Origin of the sequence: Escherichia sp. MOD1-EC5433 (assembly GCF_002966005.1) — a bacterium.
Taxonomy (GTDB): domain Bacteria; phylum Pseudomonadota; class Gammaproteobacteria; order Enterobacterales; family Enterobacteriaceae; genus Escherichia; species Escherichia ruysiae.
The window spans coordinates 195,694-213,433 of record NZ_PTRL01000004.1 but is presented as its reverse complement, the minus strand read 5'-3'; the positions used below and the strand labels follow the sequence as shown (position 1 = coordinate 213,433).

Below are 17,740 nucleotides of genomic sequence, written 5' to 3'. Positions count from 1 at the left end.
ACACATACAAAACAGTATAAATTTTTTAATGTGTTGGATACAGAGAAGAAACAAGGGAATACAAGGAGAGAGGAGACCAGACTAAAAAATCTGGTGCGTCCGAGTGGACTCGAACCACCGACCCCCACCATGTCAAGGTGGTGCTCTAACCAACTGAGCTACGGACGCAGGATGGTGCGTTCAATTGGACTCGAACCAACGACCCCCACCATGTCAAGGTGGTGCTCTAACCAACTGAGCTATGAACGCAACGTTGTAGGTGACAACGGGGACGAATATTAGCGGCAGAGTGGGAAGGTGGCAAGAGGCAAAGCGTAATTTTCTGCGGTATTTCGACCGTTTGCAGAGCTTTTAAGCAAATTGGCTATATTTTGTTGATTTGCAAGGGTGATTTTTGGTCAGAGTCATTTTCACATCTGACACAACCCACTATCTCACGCATCAGGATATAAACCGAGTCGTTTGCCAGCAAATCAATTCTATCGTGGATAAATCCTCCGTAGCCTTTACACTTAGGTAGCGATAAGGGCACACAGATGCAGCAAAGGAATAAATCATGGGATCTGATGCAAAAAACTTGATGAGCGGCGGGAAAGTGCAAATTGTTAAGACCGGCGAGGTCATTAGCGCGACTCAACTCACTGACGGTGAGTTGCTCGTTGAGACAGGCGGAAGAGCTGAAAACACCGTAGTGACAGATGCGGGCTGGCTGAAAGTGGAAACTGGTGGGATCGTCAGAGGCACACAATATGGCAACAATGGCACGTTATCAGTCGGTGACGGTGCAATTGCCACAGACATCGTTCAGTCCGACGGTGGAGCAATTAGCCTCTCAACGCTCGCTACTGTTAATGGCCGCCATCCCGAAGGAGAATTTAGCGTTGATCAGGGCTACGCCTGCGGTTTGTTACTGGAGAATGGCGGTAACCTGCGCGTACTGGAAGGCCATCGGGCAGAAAAAATTATTCTCGATCAGGCTGGTGGTTTATTGGTCAACGGGACGACTTCATCTGCAATAGTGGATGATGGCGGTGAATTGCTGGTTTACCCTGGTGGAGAAGCTTTCAACAGCGCAATTAACCAGGGCGGAGTCTTTATGCTGGCGGGGAAAGCCTGCGATACGACGCTTGCGGGCGGGGCCATGAATAACATAGGCGGAGAAGATATTCATACCCTCGTTGAGAACGAAGCCGTTTATCGCCTTGGGACAGACGGTCTGCAGCTCTATAGCTCCGGTAAGACAAAGGATTTGGCGGTTAATGCCGGAGGCCGTGCTGAAATTCATGCTGGTATGCTGGAAAATGCACTGCTGAAAGGTGGCACGATGATTGTCATGTCTCCCACCAGCGCGGACGATAAATTTGTCGTGGAAGAGGATTGTGCGCCAGTTGAACTGATGGGGAGCGTTGCCGTACAAGAAGGTAGCTCTTTGATTATTGGTTACGGTGCTGATTTACAACAGTCAACGGTTACGGTACAGCCGGGGGGCGTGATGATCCTCGATGGCAGTACGGTAAAAGGTGACAATGTCACTTTTCGCGTTGGTGAATTAAACCTTGATGGCGGAAAAGTTTGGCTGATCACGGCAGCAGCCACACATGTGCAACTGAAAGTGAAACGCCTGCACGGAGAGGGAACGATTTGCCTGCAAACCAGCGCGAAAGAAATTTCACCTGACTTCATCAATGTGAAAGGGGAAGTTAGTGGCAATATCCTCGTTGAGATAACGGATGCCAGTCGGCAACCAATTTGCGGTGCGCTTAAACTGCAACCTGACGAAGACAGGATTGGCGCAACGCTCCAGCCCGAGTAAAAAGTAAGGCGCAATTTTCACAGATTGCGCCTTGTTTTTTAGCGAGCTGCGCGTTGCAGAATGATGGCTGATGGCAGACGTTGCAGGAAACGCATACGCAGCATCATCATAATAGCGGCAGAAGTCAGGCCAATAATAAAGCCGATCCAGAAACCTGCTGGCCCCATTGGCTCAACCACCAGATCGGTCAGCGCCAGAATGTAGCCGCTCGGCAAGCCTAATACCCAGTACGCCGTAAAGGTAATATAAAAAATCGACCGCGTATCTTTATAACCACGCAAAATCCCACTGCCGATAACCTGTATGGAGTCAGAAATCTGATACACCGCCGCCAGCAACATCAAATGTGCCGCCAGCGTTACGACCTCAGGATTATCGTTATACAGCAGGGCAATCTGCTCCCGTAGTGAAACCGTGAAAATTGCGGTCAGAGTCGCCATACAAACGCCAACCATAAGCCCTGTTCGCGCGGCTGTTTGTGCATCCAGCGTTGAGCCCTGACCCAGACGATAACCAACACGGATGGTTACCGCTGCGGCCAGCGACATTGGAAGAACGAACATCAACGAACTGAAGTTCAGTGCAATCTGGTGGCCTGCCACATCGATAATACCGAGTGGAGATACCAACAGCGCCACTACAGCAAACAGTGTCACTTCAAAGAACAACGCCAGCGCGATAGGTAGACCAAGCTGCACCAGCCGTTTCAATGCGGCAGGATCGGGTTTAGCGGTACCTTTTTCGTTGCGGATATCGCGCATGGAACGGGCATGTTTAATATAAGAAACCATGGCGAGGAACATCACCCAATACACAGCCGCCGTCGCTACACCACAACCGACGCCACCGAGTTCAGGCATTCCGAAATGACCATAAATAAAGATATAGTTAACCGGAATGTTCACCAACAGGCCAATAAAACCCATCACCATCCCAGGTTTGGTTTTTGCCAGACCTTCACACTGGTTACGCGCGACCTGGAAGAACAGATAGCCCGGAGCACCCCACAGCAGTGCACGCAGGTAACCTACCGCTTTATCGGCGAGTGCCGGATCGATATTTTGCATGGAGCGGATGATATAACCCGCATTCCACAGAACCACCATAATGAGCACTGAGACAAAGCCGGCTAGCCAGAAACCTTGTCGTACCTGATGCGCTATGCGTTCACGGCGACCAGAACCATTCAATTGCGCGATCACTGGCGTCAACGCAAGCAGCAGTCCGTGACCGAAAAGAATAGCCGGGAGCCAGATAGATGTACCAATGGCGACCGCCGCCATGTCGGTGGCGCTATAGCCGCCCGCCATGACAGTATCGACAAAACCCATCGCTGTTTGGGCGATTTGCGCGAGAATCACCGGGATTGCTAATGCTAATAACAGACGCGCTTCACTGATATACTTCTGCACGTGAACACCTTTTATATTGTTGTTATATGAGAGACTAAAAAGCCGCCTGAATGGGCAGCAAAAAGAAGAAGCAGGGGAAATTCAGTCTATTGTAGCGAGGATTTATTAATTCTCCAGTGAAAAAATAACCATTCAGTCCCCTTTACTGGTAAGGGTGTTTCCCACCTGCTATTGTGCTGAACAGAATGCCTTAACTGATTTCAGGAGTTGTAAGTATGTTTACGGGGATAGTGCAGGGCACTGCAAAACTGGTGTCGATTGACGAGAAACCAAATTTTCGTACTCATGTGGTTGAGTTACCTGACTATATGCTGGATGGTCTGGAGACCGGTGCGTCTGTGGCACACAACGGTTGTTGCCTGACCGTGACGGAAATCAACGGTAACCATATCAGTTTTGATCTGATGAAAGAGACGTTACGCATTACTAATCTTGGTGATTTACAGGTTGGGGATTGGGTAAACGTAGAGCGTGCGGCTAAATTCAGTGATGAAATTGGCGGACATTTAATGTCGGGTCATATTATGACCACCGCTGAAGTAGCGAAAATATTAACCTCTGAAAATAATCGCCAGATCTGGTTTAAAGTGCAGGATAGTCAGTTGATGAAATATATCCTGTACAAAGGATTTATCGGAATCGACGGTATTAGCCTGACCGTGGGCGAAGTAACGTCAACACGTTTCTGCGTGCATTTAATTCCAGAAACGCTGGAACGTACCACTCTCGGTAAGAAAAAACTCGGAGCGCGCGTCAATATTGAAATCGATCCACAAACTCAGGCAGTGGTAGATACGGTAGAACGTGTGCTGGCGATGCGGGAAAAGGCGCAGAATCAATAACGGACTGAAATATGATATCGCCCCCAAACGGGGGCGATATCATAACATTTAGCGTGCAACCCGAAGGCCGTTTTCGACTCCTCGAGAGAACACCACTTGCCAGAGCTGAATATCACGGGCGCGGAAAGCACCAGCGCAAGCATTCAGATAATAGGTAAACATCCGTTTAAAGCGTTCACTGTAATTATCCGCAATTTCCGGCCATGCGGCGAGGAATCGCTCATACCAGGCCATCAGCGTGGTATCGTAATCGGCGCCAAAGTTATGCCAGTCTTCCATCACAAAGTGTGGTTCGCTGGATTGAGCGATCTGGCGCACGGAGGGCAGGCAACCGTTCGGGAAAATATATTTATTAATCCACGGATCAACATTCAGATCGGTTTTTTTCGAGCCGATAGTATGTAACAGGAAAATACCTTCCGGTTTCAGATTGCGATCCACCACCTCAAAATAGGTGTTGTAATTTTTCGGCCCGACGTGTTCGAACATTCCCACTGAAACAATGCGGTCAAATTGATCGTTCAGGTCACGGTAATCTTGCAGCAAAATGGTGACATCCAGACCTTCACAGCGATCCTGAGCCATTTTCTGCTGTTCAGCAGAAATGGTGACACCTACCACGCTTACGTCATAGTTAGACGCCATGTAGTGCGCCAGTCCGCCCCAACCACAGCCAATATCCAGTACACGCATCCCTGGCTTCAACTGCAATTTTTCGCAGATCATTTTAAGCTTCGCTTGTTGGGCAGATTCCAGATTATCGGCATCTTTCCAGTAAGCGCAGGAATATTGCATGAAGGGATCAAGCATACGGCTGAACAGGTCATTACCCAGATCGTAATGCTCTTTGCCAACTATCCAGGCACGTTTTTTACTCTGCAGATTGAAGAGACGAGCGCCTGCGATGCGCAGAGTGTCTTTAAAATGATGGGGGAGTTGGTTTTCGAGACCTGCGCGTAAGACTTTGCTAAAAAACATATCCAGTCGTTCACATTCCCACCAGCCATCCATATAACTTTCGCCTAACCCCAACGAACCTTCCTGTAGAACGCGCTTAAAAAAATCGGGGTTTTTAACACGAATATCCGCCGGGGCAGAACCGTTGATGGCTATACCGGCGCGGCTAAGTAATTCGTTGGCGATTCTGTACCAGTTGTCATCCGGTACGCTGACTTCTTCTATACACGATGAACTCATAGTTTCTCCATCACTGGTCGGTGATCAGAACCTTAAAACAGCGTAGACGCTTTTTGGGCTTTGTGAGAAATCTCGCAGAAAATCCGCGAGTCTATAATCCGACGTAGAACAGAGGGAAAGGAGGAACCCTTGCCGAAATGACCATCCATAGCAATCCGGGAACGCTCCTGTCCCCGTAAAAACATAATATTTATCGTAATCTTAACAACTGGAAATTAGTATAGGCCGCTAATTTCAATCATACAACAAAATTTTGTTAGCAGCCTAAGTATAAAGATGTCGATATAGATCAATGTGATTCGCTATGAGCGACTTCGGCATTGCCATGATTCTGGCAACCAGGTTCTTCACAACGTTGCATCATGTAACCCAGAGAAGCCAGTACCACGGTCGATAACATCACGCAGGTGGTGGTGAGCAGTGGTGTGCTAACGCTGATGAGCCAGGAAACCACAAGGCTTGCGAGGAAGCACAGTCCCAGTTGCAGTGTGTTCTGCAATGCTGCGGCGCGGCCGGTCGCATGTGGGAAGGGGCGCAGCGCCTGCGCGACAACAATCGGGTAGATTGCGCCGTTGGCAATAGCCATCACACAGAATGGGATCAGAATTTCGACCAGCGAAACATGGCTAATGAAGCCAGCAGCCCAGGTCGCCACGACGCTGACAGCAAACAGCGCCAGCAGCCACGGTAATAATTGTTTGCCTTGCCATTTCTGCAATGCTGCGCGACAGCCATAACCACCAATCAGAAACGCGATGGTTTGTGGTACATAACTTAAACCAATGACTGCCGGGCTATAGCCCATCTCGCTAAGGATGAACGGTGAACCGGTCAGCCAGGCAAAGAAACTGGCTGAACAGGCTGCATAAATCAGCACGTTGCCGCGATAGGTTTTTGAACGCAGCAGATCGGTAAAGGTCAGTCCATCCTGACTATCGTTACGTGCTTTAGTCGTGGGTTTAAGCCAGAAAATGGGCAGAATAAGTACTACGGTAATGGCAAACAAGGTGGCGAAAATCGCCTGCCAGGAAAAATGAACCAGCAGCCAGCTACCTAAAAGAGGAGCAAGGGCAGGAGAGAGTCCCACCAATGGCATGATCGTGGCGAAAATACGATTCACTTTTTGTGAAGGATAGTAATCCGTCACCAACGCCTGCCAGATAACTGCGGCGGCACAGACACCAACAGCTTGCACAAACCGTAATACCAGCAGAGTGATGGCGTTATCCACCCATAACATCCCCAGACTACCTAACGCAAAAATTGTCAGGCCGATTAATAACACCGGTTTACGACCATAACGGTCGGAGAGCGGCCCCCACAGAAGTTGGGCTGCGGCAAAACCGGCAAGGAACAGACTAAGGCTGGCACTGACAGCAGACGCAGGCGTTTGCAAATCGGCCTGAATGGCGGCGAAAGCGGGCAGATACATATCGGTTGCCAGAAAACCGAGTACGCTCAAACCCGCCAGCCAGACTAAAAATCTTTTCCCAGGTTGCATGTATATTCTCTAAATTTCTCAATTAAACACCGTCGCAAAGTGTAGGGAGTGAAATTCCTGTTGTGAAACGGTAATATTTGATGACTGGTTTCAAAAATTTTGCAGGCAAACTATGTGGTCTGAGTATTCTCTCGAAGTGGTTGATGCGGTAGCGCGTAATGGCAGTTTTAGTGCTGCGGCTCAGGAGTTGCATCGCGTTCCTTCAGCGGTCAGCTATACCGTGCGTCAGCTGGAAGAGTGGCTGGCGGTGCCACTTTTTGAACGGCGTCATCGTGATGTGGAACTGACCGCTGCCGGGGCGTGGTTTCTCAAAGAAGGGCGCTCTGTTGTCAAAAAAATGCAGATCACGCGCCAGCAATGTCAGCAGATTGCGAACGGCTGGCGTGGTCAGTTAGCTATTGCGGTGGATAATATCGTCAGGCCAGAACGTACACGGCAGATGATCGTTGATTTCTATCGCCATTTTGATGACGTTGAACTTCTGGTATTTCAGGAAGTATTCAACGGTGTCTGGGATGCGCTTTCTGACGGGCGCGTGGAACTGGCGATTGGCGCGACACGAGCGATTCCGGTGGGCGGTCGTTACGCCTTCCGTGATATGGGGATGTTGAGCTGGAGTTGTGTTGTTGCCCGCCATCATCCGCTTGTGTCAATGAATGGACCATTCAGCGATGATACGTTGCGCAACTGGCCGTCACTGGTGCGCGAAGACACCTCGCGGACGCTACCCAAACGTATTACCTGGCTGCTGGATAACCAAAAGCGCCTGGTTGTACCGGACTGGGAATCATCGGCAACGTGTATTTCGGCCGGGTTATGCATCGGTATGGTGCCGACACATTTCGCCAAACCGTGGCTTAATGAGGGGAAGTGGGTAGCACTAGAACTGGAAAATCCATTCCCTGATTCAGCATGTTGTCTGACCTGGCAGCAGAATGATATGTCGCCTGCTTTAACCTGGTTGCTTGAGTATCTCGGCGATAGTGAGACGCTGAATAAGGAGTGGCTGCGGGAGCCTGAAGAGACTCCCGCAACGGATGATTAACGACGATAGTCGCGGAACGGGCCATCAGCCACGGAGCGACGTTCAATCAACCGTGGATGAACTTCAATTGACTGCGGTTCTTCGCGTTTGTTGACGATACGATCCAACAGCATATTGAACGCCGTTTCACCCAGCGAATCTTTTGGCTGATGGATAGTGGTCAGTGCCGGGGTAAAGTAGCGAGCATTGCGCACGTTATCATAACCGATCAGCGAAACATCCTGCGGGACGCGCAGACCCATTTCATCAGCGGCACAGAGCGCGCCCATTGCCATAATATCGCCGCCACAGAAGACTGCAGTAGGTCTGTGCGGTTGCGACAGGATTTGCTGCATGGCGCGATAACCTGATTCAGGCTCAAAGTCACCTTGCACAATCCAGTTTTCCGGCACCTTGATCATGGCTTCTTCCATTGCTTTCATAAAGCCCGCCAGACGGCCTGCACCGGTGTTACGCTCCAGAGGACCAGGAATAACGCCGATTTCGCGGTGACCGCGTTCAATCAGATAGCGCCCGGCCATATAACCGCCTTCAAAAGCGTTATCGATAACCGCATCGGTAAAGTCTGCTTTTGCTTCACCCCAGTCCATCACCACCATCGGGATATGGCGATACTCTTCCAGCATCGCCAGCAACGGTTCCGGATACTCAGAACACATCACCAGCAGGCCATCGACGCGTTTTTGCGCCATCATCGACAGATAAGCCCGCTGTTTCTCAAGATTGTTCCACGCATTGCCCAGAATCAGCGTGTAGCCTTTCTGGAAGCAATTTTTTTCTACCGCTTCAATGATCTCGGCGAAATAGGCCGCTTCGCTGCTGGTCGCCAGCAAACCGATAGACTTGGTGTGGTTGACCTTCAGGCTACGCGCCACCGCGCTAGGGGAGTAGTGTAATTCTTTGATCGCTGCCCACACGGCATTGCGCGTTTCTTCAGCGACAAAACGTGTTTTGTTGATTACGTGTGACACAGTTGTAGTGGAAACGTTTGCTCGCTTCGCTACATCTTTTATTGTTGCCATTCCATTTCACTCCAGACCCTAACTTCAGCTCCTGCAAAATCGCAAGGTAAACGTTTGCCTTTACACACCTTACGCACAACAAAAGTGTTGCGGTACGCCGGGAAAATGACACAGAGCGTCAGGAAGGGGTCAATGGCCAGTACGCAAATAATGTAAGCGTGGAATTTTGGCCGATCTTGATGAAAAGGGGAAGTAGTAAAAACACTTATCATTATAAATGGCGGGAGATTTTTTCATCACAGTATGTAAAAATGCGTAATATCACTTTTTGTGGGGTAATAAAAAGGAGAAAACTTGATGAGCACCGACCTTAAATTTTCACTGGTAACAACCATTATCGTTCTTGGTTTGATCGTGGCCGTGGGTTTGACTGCCGCGCTGCACTGATTTCCCCTCGAGGGAGCGCGTTCTCCCTCACATCTCCTTCCTCTTTGTTAGCAAATTGGCAAAAGTGTTTTCTCTTTTTGTTATTTTCATTCTTTTGTGATTGATGTCATGCTTTCGCCACTTTGATGAACATCGCGTGATGACGCGAAGAGGTGGAGATTAGGCATGAAAATTAACTATCCGTTGCTGGCGCTGGCAATTGGCGCGTTTGGTATCGGGACAACGGAATTCTCGCCAATGGGCTTGTTGCCCGTTATTGCGCGTGGTGTGGATGTCTCGATTCCAGTTGCCGGAATGTTAATCAGCGCCTATGCGGTTGGCGTGATGGTTGGCGCGCCATTGATGACGCTTCTGCTTTCTCATCGTGCCCGCCGCAGTGCGCTGATTTTCCTGATGGCGATTTTCACCCTCGGTAACGTACTTTCTGCCATCGCACCGGATTATATGACGCTGATGCTTTCACGCATTTTAACCAGTCTGAATCACGGGGCGTTTTTTGGCCTGGGGTCTGTCGTGGCAGCAAGCGTGGTGCCAAAACATAAACAGGCCAGCGCAGTTGCCACTATGTTTATGGGCTTAACCCTGGCGAATATCGGTGGCGTTCCGGCGGCAACCTGGCTTGGGGAAACTATTGGCTGGCGTATGTCATTTCTGGCAACGGCGGGGCTGGGTGTGATTTCAATGGTGAGCCTGTTCTTCTCGTTACCAAAAGGTGGCGCAGGAGCGCGGCCTGAAGTGAAAAAAGAGCTGGCGGTACTGATGCGTCCGCAGGTGCTGTCTGCATTGCTGACGACGGTGCTGGGCGCTGGTGCAATGTTCACCCTCTACACCTATATTTCTCCGGTACTGCAAAGTATCACTCACGCAACGCCGGTGTTCGTGACGGCAATGCTGGTGCTGATTGGCGTTGGGTTCTCTATCGGTAACTATCTCGGCGGTAAACTGGCAGATCGTTCGGTCAATGGTACGCTGAAAGGCTTTTTGCTGCTGTTGATGGTGATTATGCTGGCGATCCCGTTCCTGGCACGAAATGAGTTTGGCGCGGCAATCAGCATGGTGGTGTGGGGCGCGGCAACCTTTGCGGTCGTACCGCCGTTGCAGATGCGTGTGATGCGTGTCGCCAGCGAAGCTCCGGGTTTGTCTTCATCAGTAAATATTGGTGCCTTTAACCTTGGAAATGCGCTGGGTGCCGCAGCCGGTGGTGCAGTGATTTCCGGTGGTCTGGGATACAGTTTTGTGCCGGTGATGGGGGCGATTGTCGCGGGACTGGCATTGTTGCTGGTGTTTATGTCAGCCAGAAAACAACCTGAAGCAGTTTGCGTTGCCAACAGCTAATAAAACAAAAACGCAGAAGGCTAACCTTCTGCGTTACAGTTTGCAGGCAAAGTGCGATTTATCTTGCCGGATGTGGTGTTAACGCCTCATCCGCGTTTGCATGAAAAGACGCGTTAAGCGTCGCATCAGGCATCGCTTATCGGATGCGGCGCAAGCACCTTATCCGACCTGGATTGATGAACCACGTAGGCCTGATAAGCGTAGCGCATCAGGCAATGCTGCATTTGCCATCAGTGATTATGCGGCGAGATTTTTCGCTACGAATTCCCAGTTTACCAGCGCCCAGAAGTGCTCCAGATAACCCGGACGTGCATTGCGATAGTCGATGTAATAAGCGTGTTCCCAGACATCAACGGTCAGCAGTGGAGTTGCATCGGTGGTCAGCGGAGTACCCGCGTTAGAGGTGGAAACGATAGCCAGTTTGCCATCGCTGTTTTTCACCAGCCAGGTCCAGCCAGAACCAAAGTTTTTGATCGCAGCATCAGTAAACTGAGCTTTGAAATCAGCAAAGCTGCCAAAAGAAGCGGCGATAGCTTCAGCCAGTTCACCAGTAGGTTCGCCACCCGCGTTCGGCGCCAGGCAGTTCCAGTAGAAAGTGTGGTTCCAGACCTGAGCGGCGTTATTGAATACACCACCTTCAGAGCTGCGAATAATCTCTTCCAGTGATTTACCTTCAAACGCAGTACCTTTGATCAGGTTGTTCAGGTTAGTGACATAAGTCTGATGATGTTTGCCGTAGTGATACTCGATAGTTTCCGCAGAAATGTGCGGTGCCAGAGCATCTTTAGCATATGGTAGTGCAGGTAATTCAAATGACATTGCTACTCTCCTTTATTATTAATTGGCATACGTACAATAGCCTTATTGTGCGTATGGATAGGGTAGCAAATTAAAAGGTGATACAAAAGATGAACTTACCCTGTTGCCGTAACAACAGGGTAAAGTTTTAGCGAAGTGTTTTTGGGGTCATCACCCGACGAGCACCAACATAGTGGCGTTGCCAGTAATCTTCACTTAACGAAGTGATTTTAATTTCCTGACCACTGCGTGGTGACTGAATAAATTTGCCGTTGCCGACATACACGCCAACGTGATCGGCGGTTCCGCGCCCCTGAGTGCGGAAGAAAACCAGGTCGCCGTTTTTCAGTTCGCTGCGATCGATCGGCGCGGCATCACGCAAGTGATACATTTCGTTAGCCGTACGTGGAATACGGATCTTCACCAGATCTTTATACGCATAATAAACCAGCCCGCTGCAATCAAAACCGGTACGCGGTGAGCTGCCGCCCCAGCGATATGGTTTGCCAATTTGCTGCATCAGCTTATTCATAGCCACTTTTGTGGCTTTCTGTACTTTGGCTTTATGCGCGTCGGCGATGGTTCCCTGTGTGGCATTTTTGACTTTCACGCAACGCGACTTATAGCCTTTACGTTTGGTGCACTTTTCCGTAAAGCTGGCTGACGCCGTTTTATTGACGGCTTGTTTGCTGCGAGTTTTGGCGTTTTTAGAAGCAGTAATGGAGGATTTTTTAACGGAAGAAGCAGTTTTATTTTTAGTAGTACTTTTACTGGCGGCTTTTTTCGCTGTTTTCTGGCTGGCTTTATTGGCCTTTTTGGTGGTTTCCGTGCTTTTCTTTTTATCTGCTTTTTTGGTGATGTGAGTGGTAGCAGAACTCTCCCTGGCTTGCTTTGAAGCATGGGCCATAGGCGTAAAAGGCAGGGTAGTAAAAAGTAAAGCACAGAGCGTGATCGAAATACGGTTTATCCGCGCCACTGAGCGTCCCTCTGTTAAGGCAGGTCTATCATGCCTGCGTCTGATTTACAAAACTTGATGATTCTAATGCATAGAAGAAGAGAAAGTTAATAGCTTTTATTGTTAAAAAATACGTTTCGTTGGCGAGCGCAAAAAAATGCAGCAGGCAAAGCTAAAAATGGTTATAAAAACACCACGTTGTTGCGTGCCAGAGAAGAAAAGAATATTTGAAATGCAACATTTAGAGCAAAGGGATAAAATAGCAAAAGCGTGATGAAAATGTTATTTTCCGTTGCCGCACTGACCCGCTACAATGTCAGATTACTGCCGTAAAGAAGTTTGAGGAAGCAAGACAATGAGCACCACTATCGAAAAAATCCAACGCCAGATTGCTGAAAACCCGATCCTGCTGTACATGAAAGGTTCACCGAAACTGCCGAGCTGCGGTTTCTCTGCCCAGGCAGTCCAGGCGCTTGCCGCATGTGGCGAACGTTTTGCCTATGTTGATATCCTGCAGAATCCGGACATTCGTGCGGAACTGCCGAAATACGCTAACTGGCCGACTTTCCCGCAACTGTGGGTTGACGGCGAACTGGTAGGCGGCTGTGATATCGTGATCGAAATGTATCAGCGTGGCGAACTGCAGCAGCTGATCAAAGAAACTGCCGCTAAATACAAGTCTGAAGAGCCGGACGCGGAGTAATCCGTCCTGCAATACTGACGGATGCAAACAAGCATCCGTCAGTCCTTTTCTATCCCCAATCCAGCCCTTGTGGTGAACTTGAAAATCCCGCCTCACGCAGCAGCGTAAACATCGGCGTTTGCCGGACGGGTTGATCATTCACTTCTGTCAGCGTAAAGCGCAGCCGTGGTTCGCGACGCAGCGCGGTGGTCAGCGCCTGTAAAACCTCTGGCGCGAGTAATTCCTCTTTTTCCTGCCAGACCAGCATTTTTTTGCCGCCTTGCGCCAGATAGAGCAACAATTTGCCGCCAGAAACAACCACCAGCGCACCCGCCCGACGCGTTGGCACCAGCGTTGCCGGATGTGCAGGCCAGGGCAGGATATTTCCCCACACATTAGCCGGATCGTTGGCAGAGAGCGCCACTGGCGTGAATTGCTGCGGTTGGCTGGCGGCGGCGAGATCGCGCAATCGGTCAATAGTCAGGCTATCAGCAAATTGCGCACCGCCCAGACCTTCAACAAAACGACCACGCATAATTCGCCCCGAATCTTCCATGCTGCGACAAAGCGTTTGCATTGATGGAAACCCGCCAGGGATATTCTCGGCTATCACCGCCTGACGACTGACGATGCCGTAGCGGTCGAGCATATTCTCCGCCAGCGCCAGCATCCTTTCAGTATCGTTCAGTGGCTCCACCTGTAATAACGACCAGCGCCCAGCCAGCTTCGGCGTGTTGTAAGATACCAGCGGCGAGATGGGCAACGTATAGGCAGGACGTCCACGCCGAGCCCGGAGGCTGCGGCGAGCTGAGGCGCGCGCGCTGGTGCTGCTGCGGGCGAGGGCGCGTAACGGTGCCCAAATATCGCTGGTAATGACGCCTTGCCAGACCAGCTCCCATAACGCTTCTTGCAGGGGCGACGCATCTACCGGTTGACCGATTTTCTCGCCTACCCGTTGACCGATTTGTTGCGCAAACCAGGCACCACCATCAGCCAGAACCGCGATAATTGCTTGCTGAATCGCTGAACGTTTCGCGTGATCATTTTCTACTGGTGTTAACGATTCTGCGGCATATTCCTGCAAATGCAGAGCCACCAGACCGTCATCATCCCCCAGTCTTTTTTGCCCCGACCAGATAACTGCGCCGGTTGCCAGCAGTTCATCAAGCATTTCTGGCGAATAGTCGCGCACGCGGGCTGGCAGGATCTGGCTTTCCCAGAGTGAGGCGGGTAAACCAACACCGGCAAGTTGTTCGATAACCCGCATAACGCCATCCACACCCTCATAAACGCCTGTAGACGTTGTGGCAAAGAGCGCCGGGCTGCCATCGGTGGCGGGTAACACGCCCTGACGTTCCAGCAGCAATCGCGCATAGACTGTAGACGGAACTGGACGCGTCGCTTCTCTGGCAGCCTGCAGCGAGCGTAAGCGCAGACGACGGAAAACTTCGTCACTCACCCAGACGTCTTGTTGCAGATTCATCATCAACCCTTGCTCGCGCAGTTGCTGAAGTTGCTCTTCGACAACGGCAATACCGAGGCCAAAATCACGGGCAAGTTGTTCAGCCGTGACCAGGGCATGAGTCCGCAGATAGCGTAGAAAGAGATCGCGAAGCGGGGAATTTACGCGGTGCAGGTAGATTTCCGGTAGTGAGTGTGGCAGCTGTACACCGAGGGCGTCCCGTAGCCTGGCGGCGTCATCCATGCAGGCCAGGTGCTTCTGACCTGCAATCATTGCCAGGAAGATTCGTTTTTCTGCGAGAAGATTTTCCACATACGCCTCAATCTCTTCACCGCTGCCTGTATGCCGTTGTACCAGATCTTCAAACGTCATTGGCCCCAGTTCGCGTAGCAGATCAAACAAACCTTCTTCACCTTTCGCTTTTCTGCCAGCCGCTAGTCGCTGTAACTCTTCTTCCACCTGGCGAATGACCTGCGGGTCGAGTAATTCACCCGGATCGACCTGACCGAGTAGATTGCGCAACAGCTCGCTGTCCAGCGACAGTACGGACGCCCGGCGCTCTGCCAGCGGGGCGTCGCTCTGGTACATAAACTCCGCGACATAGCCGAACAATAAACTGGCGGCGAAAGGCGAGGGCGTAGCGGTCGTTACATCGGAGATTTGTATTTCGCCACCGTTCAGGCGACGCATCAAACGTTCCAGCGCGGGAAGATCATAAACATCTTGCAGGCATTCGCGCAGGGTTTCGAGAATGACTGGAAAATCAGGATAACCCTGGGCGATTTCCAGCAACTGGCTGGCTCGTAGTCGTTGTTGCCACAGTGGCGTGCGATGCCCCGGCGTGCGACCAGGCATCAGCAATGCCCGCGCGGCGCATTCACGAAAACGGGCAGCAAAAAGCGCCGAGCTGCCCACCGCTTCACGGACAATTTGCAGCAACTTTTCCGGCTCAAACAAGAAAATGGCAGCATCAGGCAATTTGCCATCGGTGTCAGGAATGCGCGCAACAATACCGTCATCACTGGCAACGACTGAGGCGTCTGCGCCCCATAGCGCATGTATTCGCCCGGCAATCGCCAGCGCCCAGGGTTCATGCACGCGTCTTCCATAGGGAGAGTGCAAAATAATACGCCAGTCGCCAATTTCATCACGGCAGCGTTCGAGAACCAGGTGACGGCTTCCGGGGACAACGCCCGTTGCGTTTCGCTGCTCGTCAATCAGCCCCTTAATATTGGCGAGAGTATTTTCTTCCGCCAGCCACGGAGGGATATTCGCGGAAAAGAACGCGCCATCCGCCAGCAAATGGAGAAAATCGCCGATCATCTCGCCTAATTCAGCGGGACGTCCGCTACCTTCACCGCGCCAGAAGGGAAGTCTGGCGGAGCGTCCGGGCGCAGGCGTCACAATCACCTGATCGCGGGTGATTTGCTGGATCCGCCAGGAGGTAGCCCCGAGGGTGATAATGTCATTCACCCGCGATTCATACACCATCTCTTCATCCAGTTCTCCTACCCGACGAGATCCTGCCTGTTCTTCACCTGCCGGCAATAACACGCTGTACATGCCACGATCCGGAATGGTGCCACCGCTGGTCACCGCCAAAAGTTGGGCGCCAGGACGCGCAGTTAATATTCCACTTTCCCGATTCCAGATAAGTTTTGGGCGAAAAGTGGAAAAATCACCAGAAGGATAGCGCCCGGAAAGCATATCCAGCGTGGCGTCAAAAACGCGCCTCGGCAGATCTTTCCACGGTGCGGCACGGCGCACGCGGGCGTACCACTCATCAACCTGTAAGGCGTCCATCGCCGCAGCGGCAACAGTTTGCTGCGCCAGAACGTCGAGTGGATTATGCGGTGGTGTCAGGCTTTCCAGCTTGCCAGCGAACATACACTCCACAATAACTGCGGAATCGACTAAGTCACGCCGGGTACGGGGGAAAAAAAGCCCTTTGGAGATGCCTCCAACCTGGTGTCCGGCGCGCCCAATGCGTTGCAACCCGCTGGCGACAGAGAGCGGCGTCGCCACCTGAATCACCAGATCCACCGCGCCCATATCAATCCCCAGCTCAAGACTGGAAGTGGCGACCACGCAGCGTAATTCGCCCGATTTCAGCGCCTGCTCGGTTATCGTCCGTTGTTCTTTAGAGACGGAACCGTGATGCGAACGGGCAATAAAAACGTCGCCACTTTGCACGCGGTTAGAGGTTGCGCCAGAGGTAGACTCAAAATTTGCCGCATCAACGGCGATAGTCGGGGCACGCTGTAATCGTGCGGCGTAAAGCTCATTTAATCGTGCCGTCAGTTTTTCCGCCAGTCCGCGAGAATTGGTGAAAACAATGGTTGAGCGATGGCGCAACACTTCATCAAGAATGCCGGTTTCAATATATGGCCAGATTGCTCCCTCTCTGCCTGCGTGGCCCTCTTCTCCGGTGCCGATGGCGACCGATGAGACATCATCCATATTGGCGACAGGAACGACAATACGGATCTGCGGATGGCGCATTGCGGGAGGGTTGACTATCGTAACCGGGCGATCGCCACCCAGAAATTCCGCCACATCGCTGACCGAGCGCACGGTGGCGGAAAGACCAATTCGTTGTGCAGAGGTGTTTAGCAACGCATCGAGTCGCTCCAGGCTCAGTGCCAGATGTGCGCCACGTTTGCTGCCTGCCACGGCATGGACCTCATCAATAATCACCGTTTCGACGCCGCGCAGCGTCTCTCGCGCGCGGGAGGTCAGCATCAGATAGAGTGATTCGGGCGTGGTGATCAGAATATCCGGTGGATTACGGGTGAGTTTGCTGCGTTCCTGTGCGGGCGTATCGCCAGTGCGGATACCCACACGAATGTTGACTTCCGTTTCGCCACGCCGCCGCTCATCCGCAATGCCCTGTAACGGGATCTGTAAATTGCGCTGAACGTCGGTGCCTAAGGCTTTAATCGGTGAAATATAGAGGATGCGCGAGGTTTTACGCTTATGCGCCTCGCTGGCGTTGTATCCGCCTTCGCGGAAGAGTTGATCGAGGGCGTAGAGAAATGCTGCCAGCGTTTTCCCGGAACCGGTCGGTGCAATCACCAGCGCATGTTCGCCTCGCGCCGCCACATGCCAGGTTTGCGACTGGACAGCGGTCGGCTGTTTAAAGGCGCGAAGAAACCAGTCGCGGGTCGCCGGTGAAAACACGTCCGGCAGGGGCGATGAAAGGTTTGGATTATCTGCCATTAACGCTATTCCCCGTGAATATCATGCATGATGCGTGGAATAGCCTTACTATAGATGCCTGAATCATTGC

Annotated in this window: 13 protein-coding genes and 2 tRNA genes; 6 read left to right on the top strand and 9 right to left on the bottom strand. The window is 51.5% G+C overall.

What is annotated here, in order from left to right:
- Window positions 1-91: 91 nt before the first annotated feature.
- Window positions 92-168: transfer RNA gene (locus tag C3D30_RS10235), tRNA-Val, on the bottom strand.
- 4 nt (window positions 169-172) lie between these two features.
- Window positions 173-249 (bottom strand) — tRNA-Val (locus tag C3D30_RS10230).
- Window positions 250-556: 307 nt separating this feature from the next.
- Here C3D30_RS10230 and C3D30_RS10225 point away from each other — a divergent pair.
- A complete protein-coding gene (locus tag C3D30_RS10225; RefSeq protein WP_105286842.1) occupies window positions 557-1,813 on the top strand; it encodes an AIDA repeat-containing protein in 1,257 nt (418 codons plus the stop codon).
- Between the two features lie 38 nt (window positions 1,814-1,851).
- Here the strand turns inward: C3D30_RS10225 and mdtK are convergent, their stop codons facing one another.
- Complete coding sequence (gene mdtK / locus C3D30_RS10220; protein ID WP_001174971.1) at window positions 1,852-3,225, bottom strand: multidrug efflux MATE transporter MdtK; 1,374 nt, start codon at window positions 3,223-3,225, stop codon at window positions 1,852-1,854.
- Window positions 3,226-3,440: 215 nt separating this feature from the next.
- On the opposite strand from mdtK, the gene C3D30_RS10215 reads away from it, so the two are divergent.
- On the top strand, window positions 3,441-4,067 hold the full coding sequence (locus C3D30_RS10215; RefSeq protein ID WP_000493960.1) for a riboflavin synthase: 627 nt from the start codon (window positions 3,441-3,443) through the stop codon (window positions 4,065-4,067).
- A 48-nt stretch (window positions 4,068-4,115) separates the two neighbouring features.
- Here the strand turns inward: C3D30_RS10215 and cfa are convergent, their stop codons facing one another.
- Both cfa and punC read right to left on the bottom strand, forming a co-directional pair.
- A complete protein-coding gene (gene cfa / locus C3D30_RS10210; protein WP_000098915.1) occupies window positions 4,116-5,264 on the bottom strand; it encodes a cyclopropane fatty acyl phospholipid synthase in 1,149 nt (382 codons plus the stop codon).
- A 289-nt stretch (window positions 5,265-5,553) separates the two neighbouring features.
- Complete coding sequence (gene punC / locus C3D30_RS10205) at window positions 5,554-6,765, bottom strand: purine nucleoside transporter PunC (protein ID WP_001182342.1); 1,212 nt, start codon at window positions 6,763-6,765, stop codon at window positions 5,554-5,556.
- Between the two features lie 112 nt (window positions 6,766-6,877).
- On the opposite strand from punC, the gene punR reads away from it, so the two are divergent.
- Window positions 6,878-7,810 carry a DNA-binding transcriptional activator PunR gene (punR, locus tag C3D30_RS10200; RefSeq protein WP_000269488.1) on the top strand — a complete coding sequence of 311 codons (933 nt, stop codon included), beginning with the start codon at window positions 6,878-6,880 and terminating at the stop codon, window positions 7,808-7,810.
- On the opposite strand, the gene purR is transcribed toward punR, so the two are convergent.
- A complete protein-coding gene (gene purR, locus C3D30_RS10195; protein ID WP_000190978.1) occupies window positions 7,807-8,832 on the bottom strand; it encodes an HTH-type transcriptional repressor PurR in 1,026 nt (341 codons plus the stop codon). The genes punR and purR overlap by 4 nt on opposite strands.
- A 297-nt stretch (window positions 8,833-9,129) precedes the next feature.
- Here purR and cydH point away from each other — a divergent pair, with 297 nt between their 5' ends.
- Window positions 9,130-9,219: a cytochrome bd-I accessory subunit CydH gene (cydH, locus tag C3D30_RS10185; protein ID WP_000102278.1), complete on the top strand. Its 90-nt coding sequence runs from the start codon at window positions 9,130-9,132 to the stop codon at window positions 9,217-9,219.
- A 165-nt stretch (window positions 9,220-9,384) separates the two neighbouring features.
- Entirely contained in the window at window positions 9,385-10,554 is a 1,170-nt protein-coding gene (locus C3D30_RS10180; protein ID WP_000701067.1) for an MFS transporter, read from the top strand.
- A 237-nt stretch (window positions 10,555-10,791) separates the two neighbouring features.
- On the opposite strand, the gene sodB is transcribed toward C3D30_RS10180, so the two are convergent.
- Window positions 10,792-11,373 carry a superoxide dismutase [Fe] gene (gene sodB / locus C3D30_RS10175; RefSeq protein ID WP_000007278.1) on the bottom strand — a complete coding sequence of 194 codons (582 nt, stop codon included), beginning with the start codon at window positions 11,371-11,373 and terminating at the stop codon, window positions 10,792-10,794.
- Between the two features lie 127 nt (window positions 11,374-11,500).
- Window positions 11,501-12,328, bottom strand: a complete 828-nt coding sequence (gene mepH, locus C3D30_RS10170; protein WP_105286841.1) for a peptidoglycan DD-endopeptidase MepH — start codon at window positions 12,326-12,328, stop codon at window positions 11,501-11,503.
- Window positions 12,329-12,662: 334 nt separating this feature from the next.
- Between mepH and grxD the strand changes: the two genes are divergently transcribed.
- Window positions 12,663-13,010: a monothiol glutaredoxin 4 gene (gene grxD / locus C3D30_RS10165; protein ID WP_000108172.1), complete on the top strand. Its 348-nt coding sequence runs from the start codon at window positions 12,663-12,665 to the stop codon at window positions 13,008-13,010.
- A 49-nt stretch (window positions 13,011-13,059) separates the two neighbouring features.
- Here the strand turns inward: grxD and C3D30_RS10160 are convergent, their stop codons facing one another.
- Window positions 13,060-17,670, bottom strand: coding sequence for an ATP-dependent helicase (locus C3D30_RS10160; RefSeq protein ID WP_105286840.1), 4,611 nt, complete (start codon window positions 17,668-17,670; stop codon window positions 13,060-13,062).
- Window positions 17,671-17,740 lie beyond the last annotated feature (70 nt).

What these genes read in the sequence shown, in the direction of transcription:
- C3D30_RS10225 (WP_105286842.1), top strand. Translation starts at nt 557, where the DNA reads ATGGGATCTGATGCAAAAAACTTGATGAGCGGCGGGAAAGTGCAAATT.
- C3D30_RS10215 (WP_000493960.1), top strand. Translation starts at nt 3,441, where the DNA reads ATGTTTACGGGGATAGTGCAGGGCACTGCAAAACTGGTGTCGATTGAC.
- cfa (WP_000098915.1), bottom strand. Translation starts at nt 5,264, where the DNA reads ATGAGTTCATCGTGTATAGAAGAAGTCAGCGTACCGGATGACAACTGG.
- punC (WP_001182342.1), bottom strand. Translation starts at nt 6,765, where the DNA reads ATGCAACCTGGGAAAAGATTTTTAGTCTGGCTGGCGGGTTTGAGCGTA.
- punR (WP_000269488.1), top strand. Translation starts at nt 6,878, where the DNA reads ATGTGGTCTGAGTATTCTCTCGAAGTGGTTGATGCGGTAGCGCGTAAT.
- purR (WP_000190978.1), bottom strand. Translation starts at nt 8,832, where the DNA reads ATGGCAACAATAAAAGATGTAGCGAAGCGAGCAAACGTTTCCACTACA.
- cydH (WP_000102278.1), top strand. Translation starts at nt 9,130, where the DNA reads ATGAGCACCGACCTTAAATTTTCACTGGTAACAACCATTATCGTTCTT.
- C3D30_RS10180 (WP_000701067.1), top strand. Translation starts at nt 9,385, where the DNA reads ATGAAAATTAACTATCCGTTGCTGGCGCTGGCAATTGGCGCGTTTGGT.
- sodB (WP_000007278.1), bottom strand. Translation starts at nt 11,373, where the DNA reads ATGTCATTTGAATTACCTGCACTACCATATGCTAAAGATGCTCTGGCA.
- grxD (WP_000108172.1), top strand. Translation starts at nt 12,663, where the DNA reads ATGAGCACCACTATCGAAAAAATCCAACGCCAGATTGCTGAAAACCCG.
- C3D30_RS10160 (WP_105286840.1), bottom strand. Translation starts at nt 17,670, where the DNA reads ATGGCAGATAATCCAAACCTTTCATCGCCCCTGCCGGACGTGTTTTCA.